The organism is Streptomyces sp. AK08-02 (assembly GCF_033795085.1).
GTDB classification, from domain to species: Bacteria; Actinomycetota; Actinomycetes; order Streptomycetales; family Streptomycetaceae; genus Streptomyces; species Streptomyces echiniscabiei.
On the sequence record NZ_JARAZV010000024.1, the window covers coordinates 106805 to 128534 of the forward strand.

A 21730-nucleotide genomic window follows, 5' to 3' on the forward strand; every position below is an offset into this window, starting at 1 on the left:
TCGGGCCATGTTCCGCATACCAATCCGGGCCCTGAGCAGACCGTTCCCGGTCGATTACAGTGCTGAGCTGTCAATCGTACGAACGCTGCTGTGAGGGAGGTCCGAGGTGGGCGTGATGACATCCGGTGGAGTGACCGGTGCCGCGTCCGGCGCGATCTGGGGCCGCTCCGAACAGCAGGACTTCCGCAGCCGGGTCCGCGGCACACTGCTCGGCGCGGCTCTCGGCGACGCCCTGGGCGCCCCGCTCGAAGGACTCACCCTCGACTCCATCCACGAGGCGTACGGCGCGGATGGCCTCACCGATCTGGCGTTCGCGTACGGCAGACGCGGTGCGATCACCGACATCACCCAGCTCACCCTCTTCACCCTGGACGGCCTGATCCGCGCCCAGGTGCGCCGCGACACCGGCGCCTGGCACCCGCCGACCGATCTGCACCGCGCCTACCGCCGCTGGGCGGCCACCCAGAGCGACTGGGGGCCCGACGAACGGCGCAAGGAGGACGGCTGGCTGGCCCGCGAGGAGTGGCTGTACGCCCGCCGCGACCCGGCCCTGGCCTGTCTGCTCGGCCTCGGCGACGAGACGATGGGCACCCTGGACGCGCCGAAGAACCCCGGCGAGGGGGGCGTGGAGGCGGCGGCCCGCTCGGGCCCGTTCGGGCTGTTGGTCGGCTGGGAGCCGCAGCTAGTGATGCAGCTGGCGGTGGAGTGCGCCGCGCAGACCCACGGCCACCCGACGGGTTACCTGGCGGCGGGCGCGTACGCCGTGATCGTGCACGGCCTGGCGCGGGGCGAGAGCCTCGACGCGGCGGTGCAGCGGGCGCTGGCCCTGCTCGCGGCCAGACCCGGCCACCAGCAGGTGGCGGAGGCCCTCCAGCGGGCCCTGGGCGCCGTACGCCAGGGCATCCCGTCCCCCGCGCGGGTCACGGACCTGGCCGGCGTCGGCACGGCGGAGGGCCTCCTGTCCGTGGCGGTGTACTGCGCGCTGGTCGGCGAGGACGTCCGCCACGGTCTGTCCCTGTCGGTCAACCACGGCGGCCCCTCGGCCGCGACGGGCGCCCTGACCGGCGGCCTCCTGGGCGCCCTGCACGGCGAGACGGCCCTCCCGCCCGCCTGGCTGGCGGAACTGGAGGGCCGACCGACGATGCTGGTCATCGCCGACGACTTCGCCATGGAGATGACCCAGGGCCCGGCCCTGCACGGCCCGGCAGGATCCTCACCGGGCTGGCTCGCACGATACCCACGGGCGTGAGGAGGCTTTCAGCCCGTGGGCGCTTGAGGACAAGGCCTGTCCAGCCGGTCCTTCTTTCCCGCCCACGCGCCCCCACCGCTTCTGCAGCGCAGGCCGCACCCTCCAGCCCCGGCCCGCATTTCCAGCCCGTCCGGCGTTTGAGGACGAGGCCTGTCCAGCCGGTCCTTCTTTCCCGCCCACCCGCCCCCACCGCGCCTACAGCCCAGGCCGCCCCTCCAGCCCCGGCCCGCACCTCCAGCCCGTCCGGCGTTTGAGGACAAGGCCCGTTCAGGGCCGGAGGGGGGTCTGGGGGCGCAGCCCCCAGGAACGGGATGGGACGGGTAGGGGCGGCGGGGGCGAGAAACCCCCCGGCACCCCTACCCGCACCCTCACTCCCGGACGGGCGCCACCTCCGGAACAGCCACCCGCACCGACGAACTCCCGCTACCGTCCCCGTCCGTGTTCACGGTCTCGATGATCGCCAACCGCTCAGGCGTGTCCTCGGGCCGCAGGAAACCGATCAGGATGTACAGCACCAGCGACACGGCCAACGGGATCGACACCTGGTACTGGAGCGGCACCCCGCCGTCCACGTTCCAGTTGATCGGGTAGTTCACCAGCCAGAAGGCGAGCAGCCCCATCGACCAGCTGCCCAGCGCCGCCGTCGGCCCCGACCGCCGGAACGGCCGCAGCAGCCCCAGCATCATCGGAATCGCCATCGGACCCATCAGACCGGCCACCCACTTGATGACGACCGTGATGATGTCCTTGAACGCGGGGGAATTGACCTGCGTCGCCGCGGCCATCGACAGCCCGAGGAAGACGACCGTCGTCACCCGCGCCGCGACCAGCCCGGACGAGTCCGACCAGGCCCGCGCCCGCTTCCAGACCACCGGAGCGACGTCCCGGGTGAAGACGGCGGCGATGGCGTTCGCGTCGGACGAGCACATGGCCATCGTGTGGGAGAAGAAGCCGACGATGACGAGCCCCAACAAGCCGTGTGGCAGGAGCTGTTCGGTCATCAGGGCGTAGGAGTCGGAACCGTCCGGCTTCTGCGACTGGACCAGCAGCGGTGACATCCACATCGGGAAGAACAGCACCACCGGCCAGACCAGCCACAGGACCGCCGACAACCGCGCGGACCGCTCGGCCTCCTTCGGACTGGCCGTGGCCATGTACCGCTGAGCCTGGTTGAGCATGCCGCCGTTGTACTCGAACAGCTTGATGAAGAGGAACGCGAGCAGGAAGACCGTGCCGTACGGACCAACCAGCGGCTTGCCGTGACCCTGCAGTGCGGGCTCGTCCCAGACCCCGAAGAACCCTCCGTGGTCGTCGAGTTTGCTGACGACGGCCACGAACATGGCGATACCGGCGAGGAGTTGGATGACGAACTGCCCCAACTCCGTGAGTGCGTCGGCCCAGAGCCCGCCGATCGTGCAGTAGACGGCGGTGATCGCACCGGTGATGAGGATGCCCTGGTTGAGGGACATGCCGGTGAAGACGGACAACAGGGTGGCGATGGCGGCCCACTTGGCGCCCACGTCCACGATCTTCAGCAGCATCCCGGACCAGGCCAGCGCCTGCTGTGTCTTCAGGTCGTACCGGTTCTTCAGGTACTCCAGCGGGGACGCCACATGCAGCCGGGACCGCAACCTGTTGATGCGCGGCGCGAACAGCTTGGAGCCGATGGCGATACCGAGGGCGATGGGAAAGGACCAGGTGACGAAGGACGTGACGCCGTACGTGTACGCGATACCGGCGTAACCCGTGAACATCACCGCGCTGTATCCGGACATGTGATGGGAGATGCCGGACAGCCACCAGGGCATCTTCCCGCCCGCGGTGAAGAAGTCGCTGACGTTGTCGACCCGTTTGTGGGACCAGACACCGATGGCGACCATCACACCGAAGTACGCGATGAGCACGGTCCAGTCGAGACCGTTCATGTGCTCCCTCCCAGGGGCGTCGAGCAGGTCGAGCGGGGGTGTCGAGCGCCCGCTCATCGTCGATTCGCTGGCATGGCAGCGACAACAGCCCGTATGGTCAAGAGGGAGTAAAGAAGTTCGCCGCACTGACCTCGGTTCATGTCCATGAACTCAGCGCGACCACTGGGAGATTGGCGGAATATCGGCTACCGCATCAGCTCACCCGCGTTCACCAGCAACGACTGTCCGGTGATGGCCCGAGCCCGCTCCGACGCCAGGAACACCACCGCGTCCGCGACATCCCCGTCCGTGGCCAGCTCGGGCAACGCCATCCGCTCCGCGAGCCGCCGCCGCACCTCGGTCTCCGGCACCCCCTCCCCCTGGGCCGTGAACCGCACGTACGCCTCCACCGGCGGGCCCCACATCCACCCCGGCAGCACGGTGTTGACCCGAATCCGATGCGGTCCCAGCTCCCGGGCCAGCGAGTACATCGCGCTCGTCAACGCCCCCTTGGAGGCGGCGTACGCGGCCTGCCGCACCTGCGAGGGCGCGGCCACGGCGGACTGCGTCCCGATGAACACCACGCTCCCGCCCCGCTCCTTCAGCGCCGGCAGACAGGCCCGCGTCATCCGCAGCGTGCCCAGCAGGTTCACGTCGACGACGCCCGCCCAGCTCTCGAAGTCCGCGTCCTCGATCCCCCCGAAGTAGCTGTCCCAGGCGGCGACATGGACGGCCCCGTCGATCCGCCCGAACCGCTCGCACGCCAGCGCGGCCAGCGCCTGACACTGCCCCTCGTCGGTGATGTCGGTCGTCCGGTACGCCGTCCGCGCCCCGTCCGGATCCAGCTCGGCGGCGGTCTTCACGAGGTGCGCCTCGGTACGCGCCCCGAGCACGACGTTCCCCCCGTCCCGCAGGACAGCCGCCACGACCTGACGCCCCAGCCCGGCACCGACACCCGAGACGACCACGGTCTTCCCTGTGAGCAGCGACATCGAAGCCCTCCCCGACTCTGACGGATTATCTGACGGAGCGTCAGAATATGGGCGTCCGAAGGAGGAAGGAAGAGGAGGGGAGGGGATGGAGATGGGGATGGGGATGGCGATGGGGATGGGTGCAGCCGGGAAGGGAGAGGGCACCCGGAGTGTCCACAGTGGTCACCGAAGTTCGTCCGCATAACGGTCCGTGCCCGGGATCGTGGGGATGAACGGCGCGACGAACTGCACCTCACCGAGGCCGGAAGCGGCCACCGCCGTGTCCAGGTCCGCGAAATGCTCCTGCCAGCTCTCGCGGGGATCCTGCCGGAGGAACCACAGCAGGGTCAGCCGGGTCCCCACCCCTTCGACCTGCTTGACGTAGGCCATCCGGTCCAGAGGCAGCGGGGTCGGCGCGAAGACGGTCACCATGGCCGCCGGGGAGCCGGCCAGCCGCTTCGGGAGGTGGTCGTCGCGCAGCCATGCGAGCAACTCCCCGCGCTCGCCGGGGGAGCCGGCGTCGACGACCTGGACGACGAGCCCGGCGTAGGGATGGTCGAGGGCGTGGATGTCGCGGGGGCCCTGGTCGCCGTCGCGGTAGACGGTGGTGAGGTGGTCCTGGAAGGCGGTGAAGACGTGCGTACGGTCCTGGAAGACCCGGTGGTCGCGGTTGAGGCGTTTGTTGATGCCGACGGTCCACCGCATGTGGTCGGCGTAGCGGCCGGCGGTCATCCAGTAGACGGATATGTAGCACCCTGCCGTCACGGGCTGTGCGACGGCGGAGGTCTCGGGATAGCGCAGGAGCTGGAGGTCCCGGGTGGCGACCCAGCGGCGGCCCGCGTACATCCACGGCATGGCCATCGCGCCGGCGATGAAGTGATCGTCTTCGTACCAGCGGTTGTACTGGCGTTCGTGGCCCGGGTGCGGCTCGACCATGGTGATCAGGGCATGTCCGAGGTCGGCTCCGTAGGGGCCGACGGCGGCCAGTTCCGCGTACGTGCGGCTGCGGGTTTCGTCTGTGTGCGTCGCATCCTCTGTCATGAGTCCGGTGTACCTGACTGGGCGTCAGATTAGGAGAGGGATTCCGTTCGACTCCGTCCGGAGTTCGGTTGAGGGCGGCGGGCCCGACCGGGCGTGGCCGGGCATGGCCGAGCCCCCTCGGCCAGGACGGCGGGCCAGTCGAGAGGGCTCTTCCTGTGCTGCTTATGGAGTTGTGAGAAGTGGCGGTGAAGCATCAGATGAGGTCGGACGCTCCCCGGCTGATCTCTGCCACGAACGAGTTCCATGAGTCGGCCGGGAAAGCCAGGGTCGGACCTGCCGGGACCTTGGAGTCCCGGACCGACATCGCCGCGAGAACCGGGGACTTGACCTCGACACACGCGCCGTTGCCCGTGGAGTACGAGGACTTCGTCCAGGTGCTCGTGGCGCCTTGCTGAATTGCCATGTTCGCTCCGCTTTGACCAGGGGTGAGTTGCTGTCGCCGACGGAGGGCCCCTGCGGAGCCCTCGGCACGGTTTGCGCCAACGTTGTTCCTCGATGGCCTGATCGACGCTACTCGCCAACGCCCTTATGCGGACCAACCGTTCACTCGACCGGGTGGCATATACCAGCCGGGTCTTCCACTGGCGTGAGGCGGAGGTGTACTGTGCGGCCCTTGCTTCTCAAGGGCGTCAGCGTGCGTACTCTTTCGCCAAGTCCGCGATGAATTGCCGGGATTGGTCCACGTTCAGGGCCTGTGCCCGCAAGTGTTCGTACATGACGCTGTACTTCTGAACGTCCTGCGCTTTCTCCAGGTAGAGGTCGCTGGTGACGCCCTCGATGTAGACCACGCTGGAATCGGCCGCGTCCGGGAACTCCAGGATCGCGTACTGGCCGTTGAGGCCCGGGTGCGCGCCCATCTCGAAGGGGATGACCTGCACCGTGACGTGCGGCAGCTGCGACTGCTCGACCAGGGACTCCAACTGCTCCCGCATCAGCAGCTTGTTGCCCACGACCCGGCGCAACGCCGCCTCGTCGAGCACCGTCCACAGGCGCAGCGGATTCTCCACGGCGGTGATTCGTTCCTGCCGGCGCAGCCTGACCTGGACCCGGTTGTCGATGTCGCTGGAGGCCGTCTCCGGCAGCGCGCCGGTGATGAGGGCCTCCGCGTACGGGCGGGTCTGCAACAGCCCCGGGATGACCTGGGGGTCGTAGACGCGCAGCGACGCCGCGTCCGTCTCCAGTCCGATGTACACGCTGTACGGGACGTCCCCGAACGCGTGCCACCAGCCCTGCTGGCGGGAGTCCTTGGCCATCTCCATCAGGGAGTCGACCATCCGCTGGTCCTCGACCTCGTACACCCCGCACAGGTCGCGGACATCGCGCTGGCTGATGCTGCGGCGGCCGTTCTCCAGCCTGCTGATCTTCGACTGGGAGACCAGCAGCCGCTCGGCGACCTCTTCGGCCGTCATGCCCTTCTGTTCGCGCAGCCTGCGCAGCTCCTGGCCGAGTCGGCGTCGCCTGACGGTGGGATTGACGTTGGACGCCATGGGACGTGCACCTCCGGCTGCGTGCCTGTACTTGCCACTTTCCGTATCTGCTGTTGAGCAGACTGCCACCAAGGTGCGTGGTACCGCTGGGAAACTGCGGATATGCGGTGCCGAGGCGGGAGATATGCGCGCGGTACACGCCAGTTCGGCGGATTCCGCTTATCCTTCCGGGGCGGTTTCCGGTCGTCTCCGGACCCGCATGTGCCGGACGCCATGTGCCGAATGCCCGCTGTGTGCCTGCCCGTTGCCTGTCGGGTGCCCACTGTGTCCCCGCCGGGTATCTGCCGGGTGCATGCCGGGTGCATGCGCAGGGCGACCGGGCCCGGACATGCGGCCGCGCGGGGCGGTGAGGGCCGTGTCGGAGTCCGTGCGGACATCCTTACGTTTCCTCACCGACCCGCGCGGGCCGACGGCTCCCGAACCGGTCTTGGGGACTGCGGTGCGGCGCTGTTGAGGTCTTGCGTGGTGCGCGTGCGGGTGCCTCGCGGAACGGGTGTTCGCCGTGGGACTGCGGCTCAGTGAGCCACGGCGCGCACCATGGATCCGCGGTGCGGTTGCATCGGAACGCCGCGTGCGGGCTCCGGTGCGGGCCTGGTTCCGGGGGCGGCCTGACGGCCGGCCGGTGCCGGGCTGCGGCGCGGTTGGACCGCGACGCCGTTCTGCACGTCCATGACAGCGTGGGCCACCAGACCGCCCATGGGGTCGTGCCGGATCAGGTCCCGCAGCCGGGAGCGGGACGAACGTCCCTCGTTACCCGGATACAGGTGCTTGCCGAGACCGACCGCATGGGCCAGCGCGGCGAGCGCTGCCGTCCGCGGGTCCGGCGGGACGCCGGTGCGGATGGCGGTGTCCAGTCGGGCTCTGATCTCCCGGCTGATCTCCGTGTCCGTCGCCTGATAGCGAGTTGTCGGCAGCACCCCGCACATCTGTCCCGCCACGGCATGCACCATGCCGCACCGCTCAAGATGCGAGAGGTAGGTCTGACGCAGCCCCAGGCGGGGCCCGCCAATCCAGTTGACCGCGCGTACGGGTGCTCCGCGTCGGCGAAGCAGTTCCAACGCACTGTCGAGTGTTGGATCTCCAGTCGGCCGTGGAACTACCACGGCGATACGATCCCCGTCCGGGGCTATTCGTCCGGCCATCGCCAGCTCCACTAGCTGTGCTCCGGCCAGACCGAGGTCGAGCGACTGCGGCTGTGCGGTGGTACCCGTGGCCGGGTCCAACGCCAGCAGAAGAAGCTCTTCCGGAATTGATCTGCGGCTCCTGCCCATCCATGCCTCCCCGCGTGGATGAATGACAGGGTGACCCCTCTCACATTCATCTGTCGAGAGGGCGTGACCGGTTCGTTGTGGAACCAGTAGGTATGTCGTTCTCGTCTACCGCAGGAGTCAAGGTCGCGCACAGGACACTGGTAGGCGGTTCGGACAGTGTTGTTCGGGCGGCGATTGACGGTCCACGGTTCGGTACACGCACGGTGAGCGTGCGGCGCATCAAGGAGGCATCGGTGGCGGGCGAGTCCCCCGACAGGTCGAAGCAGCGCGAGTCGTCGGAAGAACCGACGTCGGGGAGCGCGGGTCCGGTTCCCGGGGCCAGGGGTGAATCAGGCGCCGGGGCCCGCGACCCACGGCTCGCGGTGGCGCGGGACCGGGAGTCCCCGGCCCGCGGTGGCGTGGACACGGCGACACGGGTGTTCCAGCGCCCACAGGTCCCTGGGGGTGCGGGCGGCTCCGCCGAGGACGCGGATACGGAGGGCACGGCCCCGGAGGCGGCGAGCGAGCCCGAGGCCGCCGCGGAGGCCGCCGGGTCCGGCTCGGCCGGCGGCACCGACGGTACGGGCAGTACCCGGTTGCGTGCGGCGGTGGCCGCGTGGGTCTCCGGCGCGGACGAGGGCGAGGGTGAGGGCGTCGAGGGTGCCGCCGAGGAACCCGGCCCCGATACGGACGCCAACCCCACCCCGGACGCGGAGACTCCGGCCGACGCCCCTGAGGGCGACGAGGAGCCCGCGGAGGGCGCCACCGGCGACGCCGGACCCGAAGAGCCCTCCGAGGCCTCCGGGGAGGCCCCTGAGGCCGGTGCCGGGGCATCCGTCGACACCGTCGGGGCCGCCTCCGGGCCGGAGAGCCCCCAGAAGCCGGAACCGGAACAGAGCCGGAAGCCGCAAACCGACAGCGCGCCCACCCCGAAGGCCGAGCCCGACACCGGGACGGCAGCCGGGACGGGCGGCGCGTCCGCGTCCGCTTCCGAGTCCGAGGCCGACCAGAAGCGGAAGGCGGCAACGGGCAACGGGTCCGAGCCGGAGGCCGAGTCCGGCTCGGCAGCCGGAGCCGCAGCGGGAGCCGAGTCGGGGACCGGGCCCAAGCCCGTAGCCGAGTCCGCACCCAAGTCCGCAGCCGACGTCAGGCCCGGGTCCGTAACCGACGCCGAGTCCGCAGGCGGAGACAGGCCCGAGTCCGTAACCGACGCCGCGCCCAAGTCCGGCACCGCTCCCGAGTCCGGGAGTGCGGCCGATTCGGGGCCCGAGTCCGACGCGGAGGCTGAAGCCGACGCCGATGGCAACTCCGCCCCCGCCCCCGCCCCCGCCCCCGACGACGACGCCGACGCCGACGGCAACTCCGCCCCCGGTGCTGACGCCGACTCCGACTCGGCCCCCGTCACCGGCAAGGCATCCGGCGGCGCGGCCTCCGAGTCCGCCGCCGACAAGCCCCCCGTCGATCAGCCGACCGCTGTTTTCAAGGTTGCCCGGCCGCCCGTCGTGCCGGCGGTTGATCAGCCGACGACGATGCTCAAGCTGGGGGATCTGCCGGCCCGGGCCGGCAAGGGGGCCGGTGAGCCCAAGGCCGACGACGCGGGTGCCGAGGGGAAGGGTGAGTCCGTTGCTGAGCGCACCAGCAAATTCGTAGCCCTCAGGCAGCTGGACGATCCGGCCACCCGAAAGGCGCCGCCCGCCGTGCCGCCCCCCGGTGAGCCGGGCAGGGCGCCGGCCGCGCAGCCGGCCAAGGTGACGCCCGCCGAAGCCACCGCCGTGGTCCCGCAGGTCGGGCCGGAGCGGACGACGCAGCAGCCGTTGCCGCCCTTGCCGCCACTGGATCTGCTCGCCGAGCTGACGAACACGCCGCCGCCCCGGGACACCGCCGTGCGGACGATCGCGCGGCGCGTCAAGATCTGGACACCGGTCGCCATCCTGCTGGCGATCGTCTTTGCAGTCGTACAGGCACTGCGTCCGCTGCCGGCCCCCGAGCTCACCCTGACCGCCAAGGACTCCTACACCTTCGACGGGACGGCCGCCGCGCTGCCGTGGCCGACCGACGGACAGGGCTGGATGGATGTCAACGGCATCGGGACCATGGGGAAGTTCGGCGAGCAGAAGCCGGTCGCCATCGGGTCGGTCGCCAAGGCCATGACCGCGTACCTCGTCCTCAAGGACCACCCGCTGAAGGTCGGCGAGGAGGGCCCGAAGATCAGGATCGACGCGACCGCCGAGAAGGAGGGCGGCTACGACAAGGACGGCAAGGGCGAGTCGACCCTCAACACCGTCAAGACGGGCGACACGCTCACCCTGAAGCAGGCGCTGTCGGCCGTCATGATCCCCTCCGCGAACAACATCGCGCGGCTGCTCGCCCGTTGGGACGACGGGACCGAGGCGGCGTTCATCAAGAAGATGAACGACACGGCCAAGGAACTCGGGATGAAGAACACCACCTACACCGACGCCTCCGGCCTCAAGGAGACCACCGTCTCCACCGCCGAGGACCAGGTGAAGCTGGGCAACAAGCTGGTGAGGATGCCGGCCCTGATGGACATCACCAGGCAGCCCTTCTGGTACGACCCGACGGGCAAGAAGTGGCGGAACTACAACGAGGTCATCCCGGCCAACGGCGGTATCGGCATCAAGACCGGCACCACCAGCGCGGCCGGCGGCAACCTGCTCTTCGCCGCCACCAAGGAGGTCGGCGGGGAGACGGCCATCGTCGTCGGTGCGATCCTCGGCCAGCACACGGCGCCGATCATCGACACCGTCAACAACGTCAGCCGAACGGCCATGATCGCCGCCCGTGAGGCACTGCTCTCGTCGAAGATCCTCAAGAAGGGTGACGTCGTCGGGTACGTCGACGACGGGCTCGGCGGGCAGACACCGGTCGTGCTGTCGAAGGACGTCACGGCGATCGGCTGGGCCGGCCGGAAGGTCGAGCTGTCGTTCGCGGCCGCCGACGACCTGCCGCACTCCGCCAAGGCGGGCACCGCGGTGGGCACCCTCACCGTGGGCGACGGCGCCGGCGGCGCCGTGAAGGTCCCCGTGCAGCTCCAGAAGGACCTGGCCGAGCCCGGCTTCGACAAGAAGCTCACGCGGGTCGGCTGAGCGACAACCGGTACGCGGTACGCGGTACCTGCCCCGCACACAGGAACGCCCGCCCCCGTCGTACGACGGGGGCGGGCGTTCCTGTGTCTCCTCGCCCACTACCTCTTGACGCTTGTCGCAGTCACTACTTGTTCGCGTCCGCTTCCTTCTCGCACTGCAACGCCGTCTCCCGGGACGGCCCGCCGTACGTGGAGCTGATCCGGATGTCACCGGGCTGCTCGACGGTCAGCTTGGTGAACTCGCCCTCGTCCGTCAGACAGCCGTTCTCCGCCCACAGCCACGGCGAGTACGCGATCCGTACGGTCACCGCGCCGGCCTTCGGCATCCGGACGACCATGTTGGCGCCGTCGGCGCTGACCACGGAGGCGGGCCTGTCGACCAGCGGGGTCGCGTTCTTGACCCGGTAGATCTTCCAGTTGGCGTCCTCCCAGACGGGCTGGAGATAGCTCGGCCCGCTGGTCACCAGGGCGTGTTCCAGCTTCGCCGGGCCGTCCGGTTCGCCGTTGACGAGGACGACGAAGCCCACCGCCCACTGGGAGAGCCAGGCCTTGTAGGCCTCGGGGGAGAAGCCGCCCTCGGGCTCCGCGGTGCCGCCGTGGCCCTCGTAGAAGAGCCGGCCCCGCTCGACGTCCGCCTGCCGGTTCCAGCCGCGGGCCATGTTGATGTACGGGGCGAGGATGGCCGCCTCGCGGTGGTCGCGGGCCGGTACGACCTCTACGCGCGTCTCCTCGGCGCCCAGCCGCTTCAGCTCGTTCACGACGCCGTCCGTCTTGACGGCCCACTCGGGCACCGTGGTGTTGGTGACGATGTCGGCGATGGTCTTGCCGGACAGCCAGCTCACGGCTATGGCCATCGCGAGCCCGAGGGCCACCATGCGCCGCCGGGCGGTGAACCAGGGCAGGGGCAGCCGGGGCACGGCGACGGCTGCTCCGGCAAGGATCCCGTGGCCGTCCCCGTCCCGCTCCTCACCGGGCTCGGCACCGGGCTCCGCACCCTGCTGCCGCCGCTCGGTCCGGTACATCATGATGGCGAGCAGCGTCGCCGGGGCCGCGAGCTCCGAGAGCCGCTCGACGTTCGTACCGATCGGGGTCGGGATCAGGTAGCAGAGGACCACGCCGACCGCGTACACCGCGGCGCCCAGACGGAGTGTGCGCCAGGTGCTCGGGGCCGTCAGGACGACGATCGCGCAGAGCACCACGGGCGGCCATATGCGGCTGAACGGCATGGGCTGCTCGCCCTCGAACGGGAACAGCAGGGTCGTGACGCCCACGACGGCCACCGGCGGCACCAGCAGGGCCGCGGCCCGGCCCCAGTCGCGCGACAGGAAGTAGGCGGCGCCGACGACGAGGACGAACAGACCGGCGACGGGGCTGCCGGTGGTGGCCAGAGTCGCGCACACGGCGGCCATGCCGAGGTGCCGTGCGCCGCGCCCGCTCACCACGGCCAGCACGGCCGCCATCCCGAAGGCCGTGCCCAGCACGAACGTCGAGCGCCCCGAGATCACCTGGCACCACAGCGAGAAACCCACCGCCAGGGCCGGCCACAGCGGCTTGCGCACACCCGTCCGGGCCACGAGTTCCGCGCCGAGCAGGGTGGCCGCGACCCCCGACAGCATGGTGGCCGCGACGACCCCGATGGCGGCCATCAGGTACGGGGACATCAGGCTGTAGTTGGCCGCGTGGAGCCCGCCGTACCAGAACAGGTTGTATGCGGAGTCCGGGTACATCTTCGCGAACTCGGCCCACGCCACCTGGGCGGCCAGGTCACCGCCACCGGTCGCGAACACCGCCCACCACACGAAGTACAGCGGCACCGCGAACGCGGTCACCGTCAGTGCCACCCGGTGACGCTCGTGCCACACCTCACGGGCCTGCGTGGGCTTGTCGGCGCGCATGGCAGGTCGGCGTGGGGTCAGCTCGGCAAAGGCCACTGCGACTTCCGTTTCCGTTCGGCTGGGGAGGTCCCTCCGGGGTAGACGCTAATGGCACCCCGGGCGTTGGCTTACAGGGCCCCATGTGACCGGGTGGTGACCGGGGCATGACGGAAAAGAGCACCACCAGCTTCGAACGGTTCCCGTGCGGGCGCGACCGGATAATTCCGGCCGCACCCTTCCGGACACCGATCGGGGCACGTCAACCCACGGACAACGGCCTACGGTCCACCGCCTACGGACTACGGTCTACCGCCCACGGACTATGGTCCACCGCCTACGGAACCGAGCAGGTGCGGGTCAGCCGATGGCCTTCTCCACCGCGCTCACCAGCTCGTCCGTCTCCGGCTCGGTCTGCGGGGAGAAGCGGGCGACGACCTGGCCGTCGCGGCCGACGAGGAACTTCTCGAAGTTCCAGCGGATGTCCCCGGTGTGGCCCTCACCGTCGGCGAAGCCGACCAGACGCTCGTAGAGGGCGTGCCGCGCGTCTCCGTTGACCTCGACCTTCTCGGTCATCGGGAAGGTCACCCCGTACGTCGCCGAGCAGAACTCCGCGATCTCCTCGGAGCTGCCGGGCTCCTGGCCCATGAACTGGTTGCAGGGCACCCCGAGCACGGTGAAGCCCTTCTCGGCGTACCGCGCGTGGAGCTTCTCCAGCCCCGCGTACTGCGGGGTCAGCCCGCACTTGGAGGCGACGTTGACGATGAGGACGGCCTTGCCCGCGTACTGGGCGAGGTCGGCGGAACCGCCCGTGAGGGCGCCGATCTCGACGGCGAGGGGGGAGTCGGGGGCGGGGGAAGTGGCATCTGTGGTCATAAGCGGATGCTAGCTCCGGAAGGTGTCGGGCCCGGCACCCGCACCCGAAGCGGTGACCAAGACCTCACCGGCCGCCGTGCGCGAATACAGCACCGACCGCCCCGCCCGCCGCCGCTCCACCAGCCCCGCGTCGAGCAGCACCCGCAGATGCCGCCCGACCGAGCCGAGGGTCTGCCCGGTCACGGCCGTGAGGTGGGTGGTGCTGTGGGGCGAGTCGAGGAGTACGAGGACCGCGGCCCGGGCCGGTCCGAGGAGTGCCCCGAGAGCGGCGGAGGCGGTGCCACGACGACCGTCCCGGCCCGCCAGCGCGCCCGCGCACGGGTAGATCACCGCGTACCGCTCCGGCTCCTCCCACGACACCCACCCCGCCTTCGGTGTCACGGGGACGAAGACCAGCTCGGCGCCGGAGATCTCGCGGGGCGGGTATTCGTGCGCGTTCACCTGGAGCCGGTCGCCGTCGAGCCAGCGGGTACCGGGGCGCAGGGCGTCCAGTACGGCGGCCCAGCCGTCCTGGCCGACCCGCGAGGTCCGCGCGACCACGTCGGCTTCGAGGACGCGCCGACGCCGGTCCCAGTCCGGGAGTACGGCCTCCTCCCAGATGTGGGTGAGGAGGTCCGCGGCACGTTCGGGGAGGTCGTCCCGGTCGGCGAGGGCGCTCGGGAGCGGGCCGGGGCGGGAGCGGACGAGGTGCTCGCGGGCGAGGGCGGGTGCGACCGCGCGGACACGCGCCACACCCTCCTCGAACGTCTCGCCGTACCGGGGGGTGGGGGTCAGGAAGTCGGCGATCCACTCCCGCCCGAGGCCGATGCGGACGAGAAGCGCGGTGGTGGGGTCCTGCGCGAGACGGTGGCGGTACGCGGGCAGGTGGGCGGCCAGCCAGGCATGCTCGCCGGGGTGCGTGGCCGTCCCGGCGTGCAGCAGTTTGAGGCTCGCGAAGGTCTCGGCGAGGGGCGAGACGACGAACCGGCTGCGGGCGAGGGTGTCGGCGTTCATCTGCCACCAGCCCATGCCCGTACCTCCGCGTTCTCCGCCGATGTTTCGCGTGTACGCGAAACAATAACGAGGGTCGGGCGTCCCTCGCAGACTCCCGGGATGCGCAGCTACTCGGCCCTCTTCCGCACCCGCGAGTTCACCCCGCTCTTCCTCTCCACGGCGCTGAGATCGGCCGCCTCGACGATCGGCGGCCTGGCCCTCGGCACCCTCACCTACCGCGCCACGGGCTCACCCCTGCTCTCCGCCCTGAGCATGTTCGGCCCCCAGCTCGCCCAGGTGGTCGGCGCGACCACCCTCCTCTCGGCCTCCGACCGGCTGCCTCCGCGCGCGACCCTGACCGGCATCGCGCTGGCCTTCGCGTTCGGTACGGCGGCGATGGCGATCCCGGGTCTGTCGATCGGCGCGGTCTTCGCCCTGCTGTTCGTCCTGGGGCTGGTCGCGTCGCTGGGGGCGGGGGTCGGCTGGGGCCTGCTCAACGAGATCCTGGCCAAGGAGGGCTATCTGCTGGGGCGTTCGGTCTTCAACATGTCCAACGGGCTGATGCAGATCGCCGGTTTCGCGACGGGCGGGGTCATGGTGGCCACCCTCTCCCCGCGCACCACACTCCTCACCTCCGCGGCCCTCTACCTGGCGGGCGCACTGGTGACCCGCCTGGGCCTGACCCGCCGCCCGTCCCGCCTCTCCGGCCGCCCGTCCGTCGCCCGGACCTGGCGTACGAACGCCCGCTTGTGGTCCGCCCGGCCGCGCAGGCTCACCTACCTCGGCCTCTGGATCCCCAACGGCCTGGTCGTCGGTGTGGAATCCCTGTACGTGTCCTACGACCCCGGGTCCGCAGGCACCCTCTTCGCCTTCGCCGCCCTGGGCATGCTCATCGGGGACGTGACGATCGGCCGGTTCGTGCCGCCCCGGCGGCGCCGCCAACTGGCAGTACCGCTGCTGCTGTTGCTGGCCGTGCCGAATCTGGCGTTCGCCCTGAACCCCGGGGTGTGGGTGTCGGCGGTGACGGTCTGCGTGGCCTCGGTCGGTTACGGCGCGAGCCTGGTCCAGCAGGAACGCCTGATGTCCCTCACCCCGCCCGAACTCTCCGGCCACGCCCTCGGGTTGCACTCCGCCGGGATGCTCACGATGCAGGGCGTGAGCGCGGCCCTGGCGGGCACGATCGCCCAACTCACCTCTCCGGGAACGGCGATGACGGTGATGGCGGCGGGGTCGGTGTGCGTGACGTTGGCGTTGGTGGGCGCGGGACGGTGGGAGGGGCGCGGCCGGGGCGGACTCCCGCTCAGTCTTTAGGAACGGTCGTTCCTGGAGCTGGGACTGCGGACCATGGTCGCGCGGATGCCCCGGCTGATTGGTGCCACCATCCGGCTCGCGCACCGGGCCGACCCGCGCGCCCCGCGCACGGTGGCGATCGCCGAGTTGGGCGGGGCAGGGTCGCCGAACACGGCACGTTCGAGGGCCTGATGAGGGCCGACGGTGACGGACCGGGGCTTTTCCGGCGGATGTATCTGGTGCAGTCGGACCAGTACCGCCTCGACGGAGAAGGGTGATCCACATCACAAGAGTGTGATGTGAAGAAAGTGAAGGAAGCGCACCTCGGGGGGTGCGCGGGGCTGGCATGCTCATGCGTGGCTACTGAGGGGTAACCGTTCGCGCCCGACTCCCAACCCCCGTGCCCCGTCCCGCACTTCGAGCAACTCGATCCCGAGGACCCCCACGCGTGCACAAGCTCACCAGACATGCCCTGCTGGCGTCGGTCACCGTCGCGGCCCTGCTCACCACAGGCTGCTCCGCGAGCTCGTCGCCGGAGGCCGATGCGGCCGCCGCCGTGACCGAGACTCCCGCCGCCACCTCGACTCCGGACCAACTCGCCGTCGTACAGGCGCCGTTGGGCGGCGCAGCACCCACGGCCGTGGCGACCCAGGACGCCACGAAGGAGGGCAGGGCGGCGCGGAAGTCGTCGCTCAAGGTCGCCTCGTACGACAGGAAGAGCGGGCGGGCGGTCATCACCGCGAAGTCCGTTACCGCACCTGCCGAAGGCACGGCGAAGCCGACCTCCTCCACCCCTTCCACCCCTTCCTCCCCCTCCTCTCCTTCTTCCCCCTCTTCTCCCTCCTCTCCGTCCTCCGATTCCTCCACGGCCTCGCCCTCAGCCTCCGCGTCCAAGTCGACTGCCGCCCCCGCCGCGCCTGTTGCCGTCGGTGACGTCATCGCCAGCGCTCCCGCTCCGGGTGCCCCCGACGGTCTGCTGGCCGAGGTGACGGAGGTCGTCGGCGACGCCGCCGAAGGCGGGACGGAGGTGGTCACCAAGGACGCCGAACTCAGCTCCGTACTCGGCGAGAGCAAGGCCGAGGGTGACGTTCCGGTGGACCCGTCGTCCATCGACGTCGATCCGCTCGTCGAGGGCGTGAAGGTCTCCTGGGCCAAGACCGGCGACCTCACCTTCGGTCCCCAGGGCGCCAGGCTCCCGCTGGGCAGCCTGCGTATCGACGTGGGCGCCGCCATCGCCACGGCGGAGGGCGCCCCCGCCTCGGCGTCGGCCTCCGTGCACGGCTTCGTCCAGCTCGCCCCCGAGGTCGCCTTCTCGTACGACGGTTCCGGCGGCGGGACGGGCTCCGCACCCGGCGGCGCGTTCCTCGGGCTGACCGGTGACTGGGCCTCGAAGTGGTCGCTGAAGGGCCGCGCGGCCGGCACGACCACGACCGACGGCAAGCCCCTGCGCGTGCCCTTCGCGAAGCTGCACGCCGACCCCGTCATCTACGCGGGCCCCATCCCGATCGTCGTCAACCTCGACCTCGTCTGCTACTTCCAGGTCGCCGCCGACGGCAAGGTGACCGTCGACGTCGAGCAGGACCTCAAGGGCGACTTCCGCGTCGGCGGCACCTTCTCCTGGAGCAAGGGCTGGACGCCGGTGAGCGAGTCCGCGATGACCGGGACCCCGCTGGACGTCAAGGTCGCGGCGACCGGTGACGTCAAGGCGTCCCTGGGCGCGGAGGCGTCGATCGGCCTGTACGGCACCGTCGGTGTCAGCGCCGACCTCGCCCCGTACCTCCGGGTGGAGGCGGACGCCTCGGCGGGTGGATCGAGCGACGGCACGGGCTCGGCGAGCGGCAGGTGGGCCCTGTACGGGGGCGTGGACCTGTCGGGCGCCCTGCAGATCCAGCTGACCATATTCGGCACGCCGATCTTCCAGCAGCGGATTCCGCTGGGTGAGCTGCACAAGGAGTGGCCGCTGGCGAAGGGCGAGGCGTCGGCGACCACGCCACCGGCGGTGAAACCGGCCGCCTGACGCGCCCTGCGGGCCAACGACGAGGGGCCCTTCCGTCCAACTGGACGGAAGGGCCCCTTCGGTCGTGTTCTGCGGTTGTCCGGCGATCAGCCCAGTTGCTTCACCGTCGCGTAGCCGCTGGACCTCAGCGTGGTCGGACTCGTGTCGTTGGTGGTAGCGGTGCCCGCGAACAGGAGCAGGGCACCGGCGGAGTTGGTCGCCAGCATGTCGGGGATGCCGTCGCCGGAGATGTCCGGGGTGCCGTACACCAGCGGGTAGGTGTCTGGGAGGATCGTGCCGGAGGCGTACACATCGTCGCCGTCGAGACTCCACCCGGACCTGCCGAGGCTGGTGAGGACCGTGCCGACGCCGTCACTGTCGAGGATTCCCTTGCGCAGCAGGATGTTTCCCGCTGCTGTCCGGTATGTCAGGTCCATCGCCTTGTCGCCGTTGTAGTCGGCGATGGCCACGAAGTCCCGGTCAGCCCATGCCTCGGTGGTCAGCTGGGTGGCGGTGCTGAAGACACCGCCGGTGTAGCCGGAGAGGACCCACAGCTCGGCGCCGCCCACACCGCCCGCGACGAACAGCTCGGGCTGGCCGTCGCCTGTGAGGTCGCCCGCGGACTTGATCTCGGACCAGGTGGACGGCGCGGGCATGTTGGCGGGCAGCCGTACCTCGACGCGATCGTTCACGTTGACGGCGCCGTAGCCGTCACCTGGATAGATGAACAGCCGGTTGTCGGGCGTACGGATCACCCAGTCGGTGACACCGTCGCCGGGCGCGAAGTCGCCGTTGTGGGTGACCAGGGAGTACACGGGGTTCGCGCTGTCGCCGTTCCAGATGTGAGGGGCGGTGCTGGCGTCCCGTAGCAGCCTTCCGTTGTCGTGCTGGCCCCAGGAGCTGACGATCCACGCGGCGTTCTGGTCCGTGGTGTTGATCCAGAGGTTCCCGGCGGCGGTGAGGTGCCCGTAGTCCGGGGAACCGTCGCCGTTGAGGTCGCCGGCGCTGTCGGCTGTCGGGCGCGGGGTGACGTAGAAGGAGTGCTTGTACGGGGTGGGCGAGACATTGCCCGCCGCGTCGACGGCCCTGACATACAGGGTGTTGGGGCCTGCGGACGGGGGCTTCATCCCTGTGTAGTCCTCCGTCGAGGCGATGACGGTGGTGCAGGTGGCGGCGCCCGTACCCTGCTTGGTGCCCGCGCAGGCGTAGTGGTCGTAGGTCGTGTTGTTGATAGAGAACTCGAACTTCACGATGTCGGAGTCGGCGCCCTTGGTGAAGGTGAAGTCCCCGGCGGTGCCGAACTTGACCGTGGACCAGACCTCGCCGTTGGTGTCGTTGTCGTTGTCGGCGGGGAACTGTGCCGAGGTGACCAGGGTGGGCGAGTCGGGGAGGTCGGTGTCGTAGGTGAAACGGCACCAGGTCGTGCCGCCGGTGGGCGCGGTGGGGCCGCTGACCTTCGGGTCCCAGGCGCGCACCCGCCACTCGTACGACTTGCCGTTGGCCAGCGTGTACTTGTCGGAGGACAACCTGACCGAGGCGGTCTCGCCGTCGTCGGCCGAGTCGTACAGGCTTGTGGGGGTGCCACCTCCGATGGGCCTGATCTGGAACTCCAGCCTGGACAGGTCGCTGTCGGGGTCGGTGGCCCTGGCGCTGATCGTCGGAATGGTCCTGCCCAGTTTGATGTAGGGCGACGAACTGGTGTCGCAGGAGCCGGGGCTCATGGTGACGGAGGTCGGGGTGCCCGGCTTGCGGTTGTAGGTGACATCGATCGCAGGGGAGCCCGTGCCCTCGGCCCTGAACCTCTTCCAGGAGTACGTGTCCGTCTCCTGGCTCGACGCCGAGGTGGTCGGGGCGGAGGCGGCGGTCGAGGCCACCAGGCCCACGTTGAAGGTGACCCAGCCGTTGTCCGCGGCCTCCTGGAGCAGTGAGGTGACGGTGAAGTTGACGGTGGTGTCGGGGCAGGAGCTGTTGGACTTCCAGCCGTAGGCGAACGACTTGGAGGTGATCTTCCGGACCCAGGCGGGCTGCTTGTTCCACGTCGTGGCAGGGGAGAAGTTGCCGGTCCGCCACACCTGCATCGTGCGCTTGCTGCACGACCAGGAGTGCGTCTCCAGGATCGACATGGTGGCGCTGGAGACGTCCGCGTCCTTGATGCTCTTCTTGAGCATCAGCCGGAAGAACGAGCGAGAGGTGCCCCAGGTGTCCTTCTCGAAGCCGACCCGGGCCTCCTTGGTGTCCTGGTTGTAGTTGGCGCCGTCGTAGAAGTTGGAGCTCGGGTATTTCTTGTACACGCTCGTCCAACTGACCCTGGTCCCGGTGGTGGAGGGGTCCAGGAACAGTGGGTACACCGGCGCCTTGGCGCCGGTCCGGTCGAGGTAGTCGCGCGGCGGCGAGATGGTCAGGACACTGCTGACCCGGTTCAGGGAAGCACCCGCGGTGGTGGCGCGTCCGCCGTCGCCGGGGCCGTTGACGGCTGGCAGCGCGAGGGTCTCGTTTGCGGTTGAGGCGGCCGGGAGTGCGTAGGCGGCGGGGTCGATGTCCGATCCGGTGAGCCGGGAGTCGGCGTCGTCTGTGGCTCCCTCCGAACCGCCCTCGCCGCCGTCGGGGTCGGCCCCGGCGGAACTGTCCGCCTCCGGGGTCCAGGGCTCGACGCTCTCGCTGTCCTCGTTGGTGCCGGTGGTCGCGTCCGGGTCGGTGGCAGGGGTGTCCGTGTCGTGCGTGCCGGCCGAGTCCCACATGAACGGCGTGGGGGAGACGCTGACCTCGTTGCCGTCCTTGTCCTCACCGAGCATGACGTCGGTGGACGGGTCGAGGGAGAAGGTGAGGGTGGGTGAGGTGAACCGGTAGCGCGGCGGGTCGGCGACCAGCGCGGCGGCTGCCTCGGGGGTGTGGATGACCAGGACGTGGGTGTAGCCCGTGTCTCGGGCGGTGAGCATCAGGTCGACGTCGGGCAGCACGCCCTCGTACAGCGCACGGTTGTCCTCGACGACCGGATCGGGCAGCGCGCCGGGCCACTCGGCCTGGATCTCGTGGCCGTCGACGGTCATGGTCAGGAGCGGGGTCCAGACATCGGTGTCCTCTGCGGCCGTTACCGCGCCGGCCGCGTTCTCTCCGGTGGCGCGGTAGACGGCCGTGTTGGCTGTGGACGTCTCGTTACGGACGGTCGACTCGTCGGAGAGACTCGCGCCGCTCGCCTCTGATCCACCTGAGGCAGGGGTGTGGTCCGCGTCCCCCGAGGCGAAGGTGACGGGGTGTGGGCTGTTGACGGTAGACCAGCCGTCCTTCCCCTCCCGCAGCGAGGTGTCGACCGGCGCCCACTTCCCCTGAGCGTTCTTCGCCCGCACCGGCGAGGCGGAGGCCGTGTAGGTGAAGGAGCCGTTGGGATTGGCGAACGTCTGGGAGAACTCGTCGGTCAGCGCGGCTACTTCGACCTTCTTACCCGTCTTACGGGCCTTCCGCTGGGCCGCGTCCTCGGCGCTGGCCTCGCTCGTCGCGGCCTTGGCCTTCGCGCCCGCCCCGGGCGACGCCTTCGTGGCGGGTCCGTCGTCGCTCAGGGCCAGGACGGTGGCACCGCCGGCCAGCAGGGCGAGCACGACAGCGGCGGCTATACCGCGTCGAACTCCCTTGTTGCCAGGGGGTATTGGTTCACCGGTGGCTGCTTCGCCGGATACGGCGGCAGCACTTTCGTGGTCGCTCAAGGAACCCTTCTCCAACACG

General features: G+C 70.1%; 15 protein-coding genes. 5 read left to right on the top strand and 10 right to left on the bottom strand.

The window, feature by feature from the left end; translation table 11 throughout:
* Nucleotides 1-115 precede the first annotated feature (115 nt).
* Nucleotides 116-1249 (top strand): ADP-ribosylglycohydrolase family protein, encoded by a 1134-nt coding sequence (locus PV734_RS39590; protein ID WP_319294252.1) that lies wholly within the window; start codon nt 116-118, stop codon nt 1247-1249.
* A 368-nt stretch (nt 1250-1617) separates the two neighbouring features.
* Here the strand turns inward: PV734_RS39590 and PV734_RS39595 are convergent, their stop codons facing one another.
* The 6 genes from PV734_RS39595 to PV734_RS39620 all read right to left on the bottom strand — a co-directional run bounded on the left by PV734_RS39595 (nt 1618) and on the right by PV734_RS39620 (nt 7923).
* A complete protein-coding gene (locus tag PV734_RS39595; protein WP_319095493.1) occupies nt 1618-3174 on the bottom strand; it encodes a sodium:solute symporter family protein in 1557 nt (518 codons plus the stop codon).
* A gap of 185 nt (nt 3175-3359) precedes the next feature.
* Nucleotides 3360-4145 (bottom strand): SDR family oxidoreductase, encoded by a 786-nt coding sequence (locus PV734_RS39600; protein WP_319095297.1) that lies wholly within the window; start codon nt 4143-4145, stop codon nt 3360-3362.
* Between the two features lie 162 nt (nt 4146-4307).
* Nucleotides 4308-5165 carry a hypothetical protein gene (locus PV734_RS39605; protein WP_319095296.1) on the bottom strand — a complete coding sequence of 286 codons (858 nt, stop codon included), beginning with the start codon at nt 5163-5165 and terminating at the stop codon, nt 4308-4310.
* Nucleotides 5166-5358: 193 nt separating this feature from the next.
* Complete coding sequence (locus PV734_RS39610) at nt 5359-5568, bottom strand: DUF397 domain-containing protein (protein WP_006380954.1); 210 nt, start codon at nt 5566-5568, stop codon at nt 5359-5361.
* A gap of 226 nt (nt 5569-5794) precedes the next feature.
* Nucleotides 5795-6652, bottom strand: a complete 858-nt coding sequence (locus PV734_RS39615) for a helix-turn-helix transcriptional regulator (protein WP_319095295.1) — start codon at nt 6650-6652, stop codon at nt 5795-5797.
* A 515-nt stretch (nt 6653-7167) separates the two neighbouring features.
* Nucleotides 7168-7923 carry a GOLPH3/VPS74 family protein gene (locus tag PV734_RS39620; protein WP_319095294.1) on the bottom strand — a complete coding sequence of 252 codons (756 nt, stop codon included), beginning with the start codon at nt 7921-7923 and terminating at the stop codon, nt 7168-7170.
* A 209-nt stretch (nt 7924-8132) separates the two neighbouring features.
* Between PV734_RS39620 and PV734_RS39625 the strand changes: the two genes are divergently transcribed.
* The gene (locus tag PV734_RS39625) at nt 8133-11009 is read left to right on the top strand and encodes a D-alanyl-D-alanine carboxypeptidase (protein ID WP_415924343.1); all 2877 of its coding nucleotides are present in this window, start codon (nt 8133-8135) and stop codon (nt 11007-11009) included.
* 124 nt (nt 11010-11133) lie between these two features.
* Here PV734_RS39625 and PV734_RS39630 read toward each other — a convergent pair whose 3' ends face one another.
* From PV734_RS39630 to PV734_RS39640, 3 genes are all read right to left on the bottom strand, one after another.
* Nucleotides 11134-12903, bottom strand: a complete 1770-nt coding sequence (locus PV734_RS39630; RefSeq protein WP_319294288.1) for a hypothetical protein — start codon at nt 12901-12903, stop codon at nt 11134-11136.
* Nucleotides 12904-13239: 336 nt separating this feature from the next.
* A complete protein-coding gene (locus tag PV734_RS39635; RefSeq protein WP_319095292.1) occupies nt 13240-13755 on the bottom strand; it encodes a glutathione peroxidase in 516 nt (171 codons plus the stop codon).
* Between the two features lie 9 nt (nt 13756-13764).
* A complete protein-coding gene (locus tag PV734_RS39640; RefSeq protein ID WP_319095291.1) occupies nt 13765-14763 on the bottom strand; it encodes an ArsR/SmtB family transcription factor in 999 nt (332 codons plus the stop codon).
* Nucleotides 14764-14847: 84 nt separating this feature from the next.
* On the opposite strand from PV734_RS39640, the gene PV734_RS39645 reads away from it, so the two are divergent.
* The 3 genes from PV734_RS39645 to PV734_RS39655 all read left to right on the top strand — a co-directional run bounded on the left by PV734_RS39645 (nt 14848) and on the right by PV734_RS39655 (nt 18034).
* Entirely contained in the window at nt 14848-16038 is a 1191-nt protein-coding gene (locus tag PV734_RS39645; protein ID WP_319294254.1) for an MFS transporter, read from the top strand.
* A gap of 45 nt (nt 16039-16083) precedes the next feature.
* Nucleotides 16084-16209, top strand: coding sequence for a hypothetical protein (locus PV734_RS39650; RefSeq protein ID WP_319095289.1), 126 nt, complete (start codon nt 16084-16086; stop codon nt 16207-16209).
* A 256-nt stretch (nt 16210-16465) separates the two neighbouring features.
* Nucleotides 16466-18034: a hypothetical protein gene (locus tag PV734_RS39655; protein WP_319294256.1), complete on the top strand. Its 1569-nt coding sequence runs from the start codon at nt 16466-16468 to the stop codon at nt 18032-18034.
* A gap of 86 nt (nt 18035-18120) precedes the next feature.
* Here PV734_RS39655 and PV734_RS39660 read toward each other — a convergent pair whose 3' ends face one another.
* Nucleotides 18121-21711, bottom strand: a complete 3591-nt coding sequence (locus PV734_RS39660; protein ID WP_319095287.1) for an FG-GAP-like repeat-containing protein — start codon at nt 21709-21711, stop codon at nt 18121-18123.
* Nucleotides 21712-21730 lie beyond the last annotated feature (19 nt).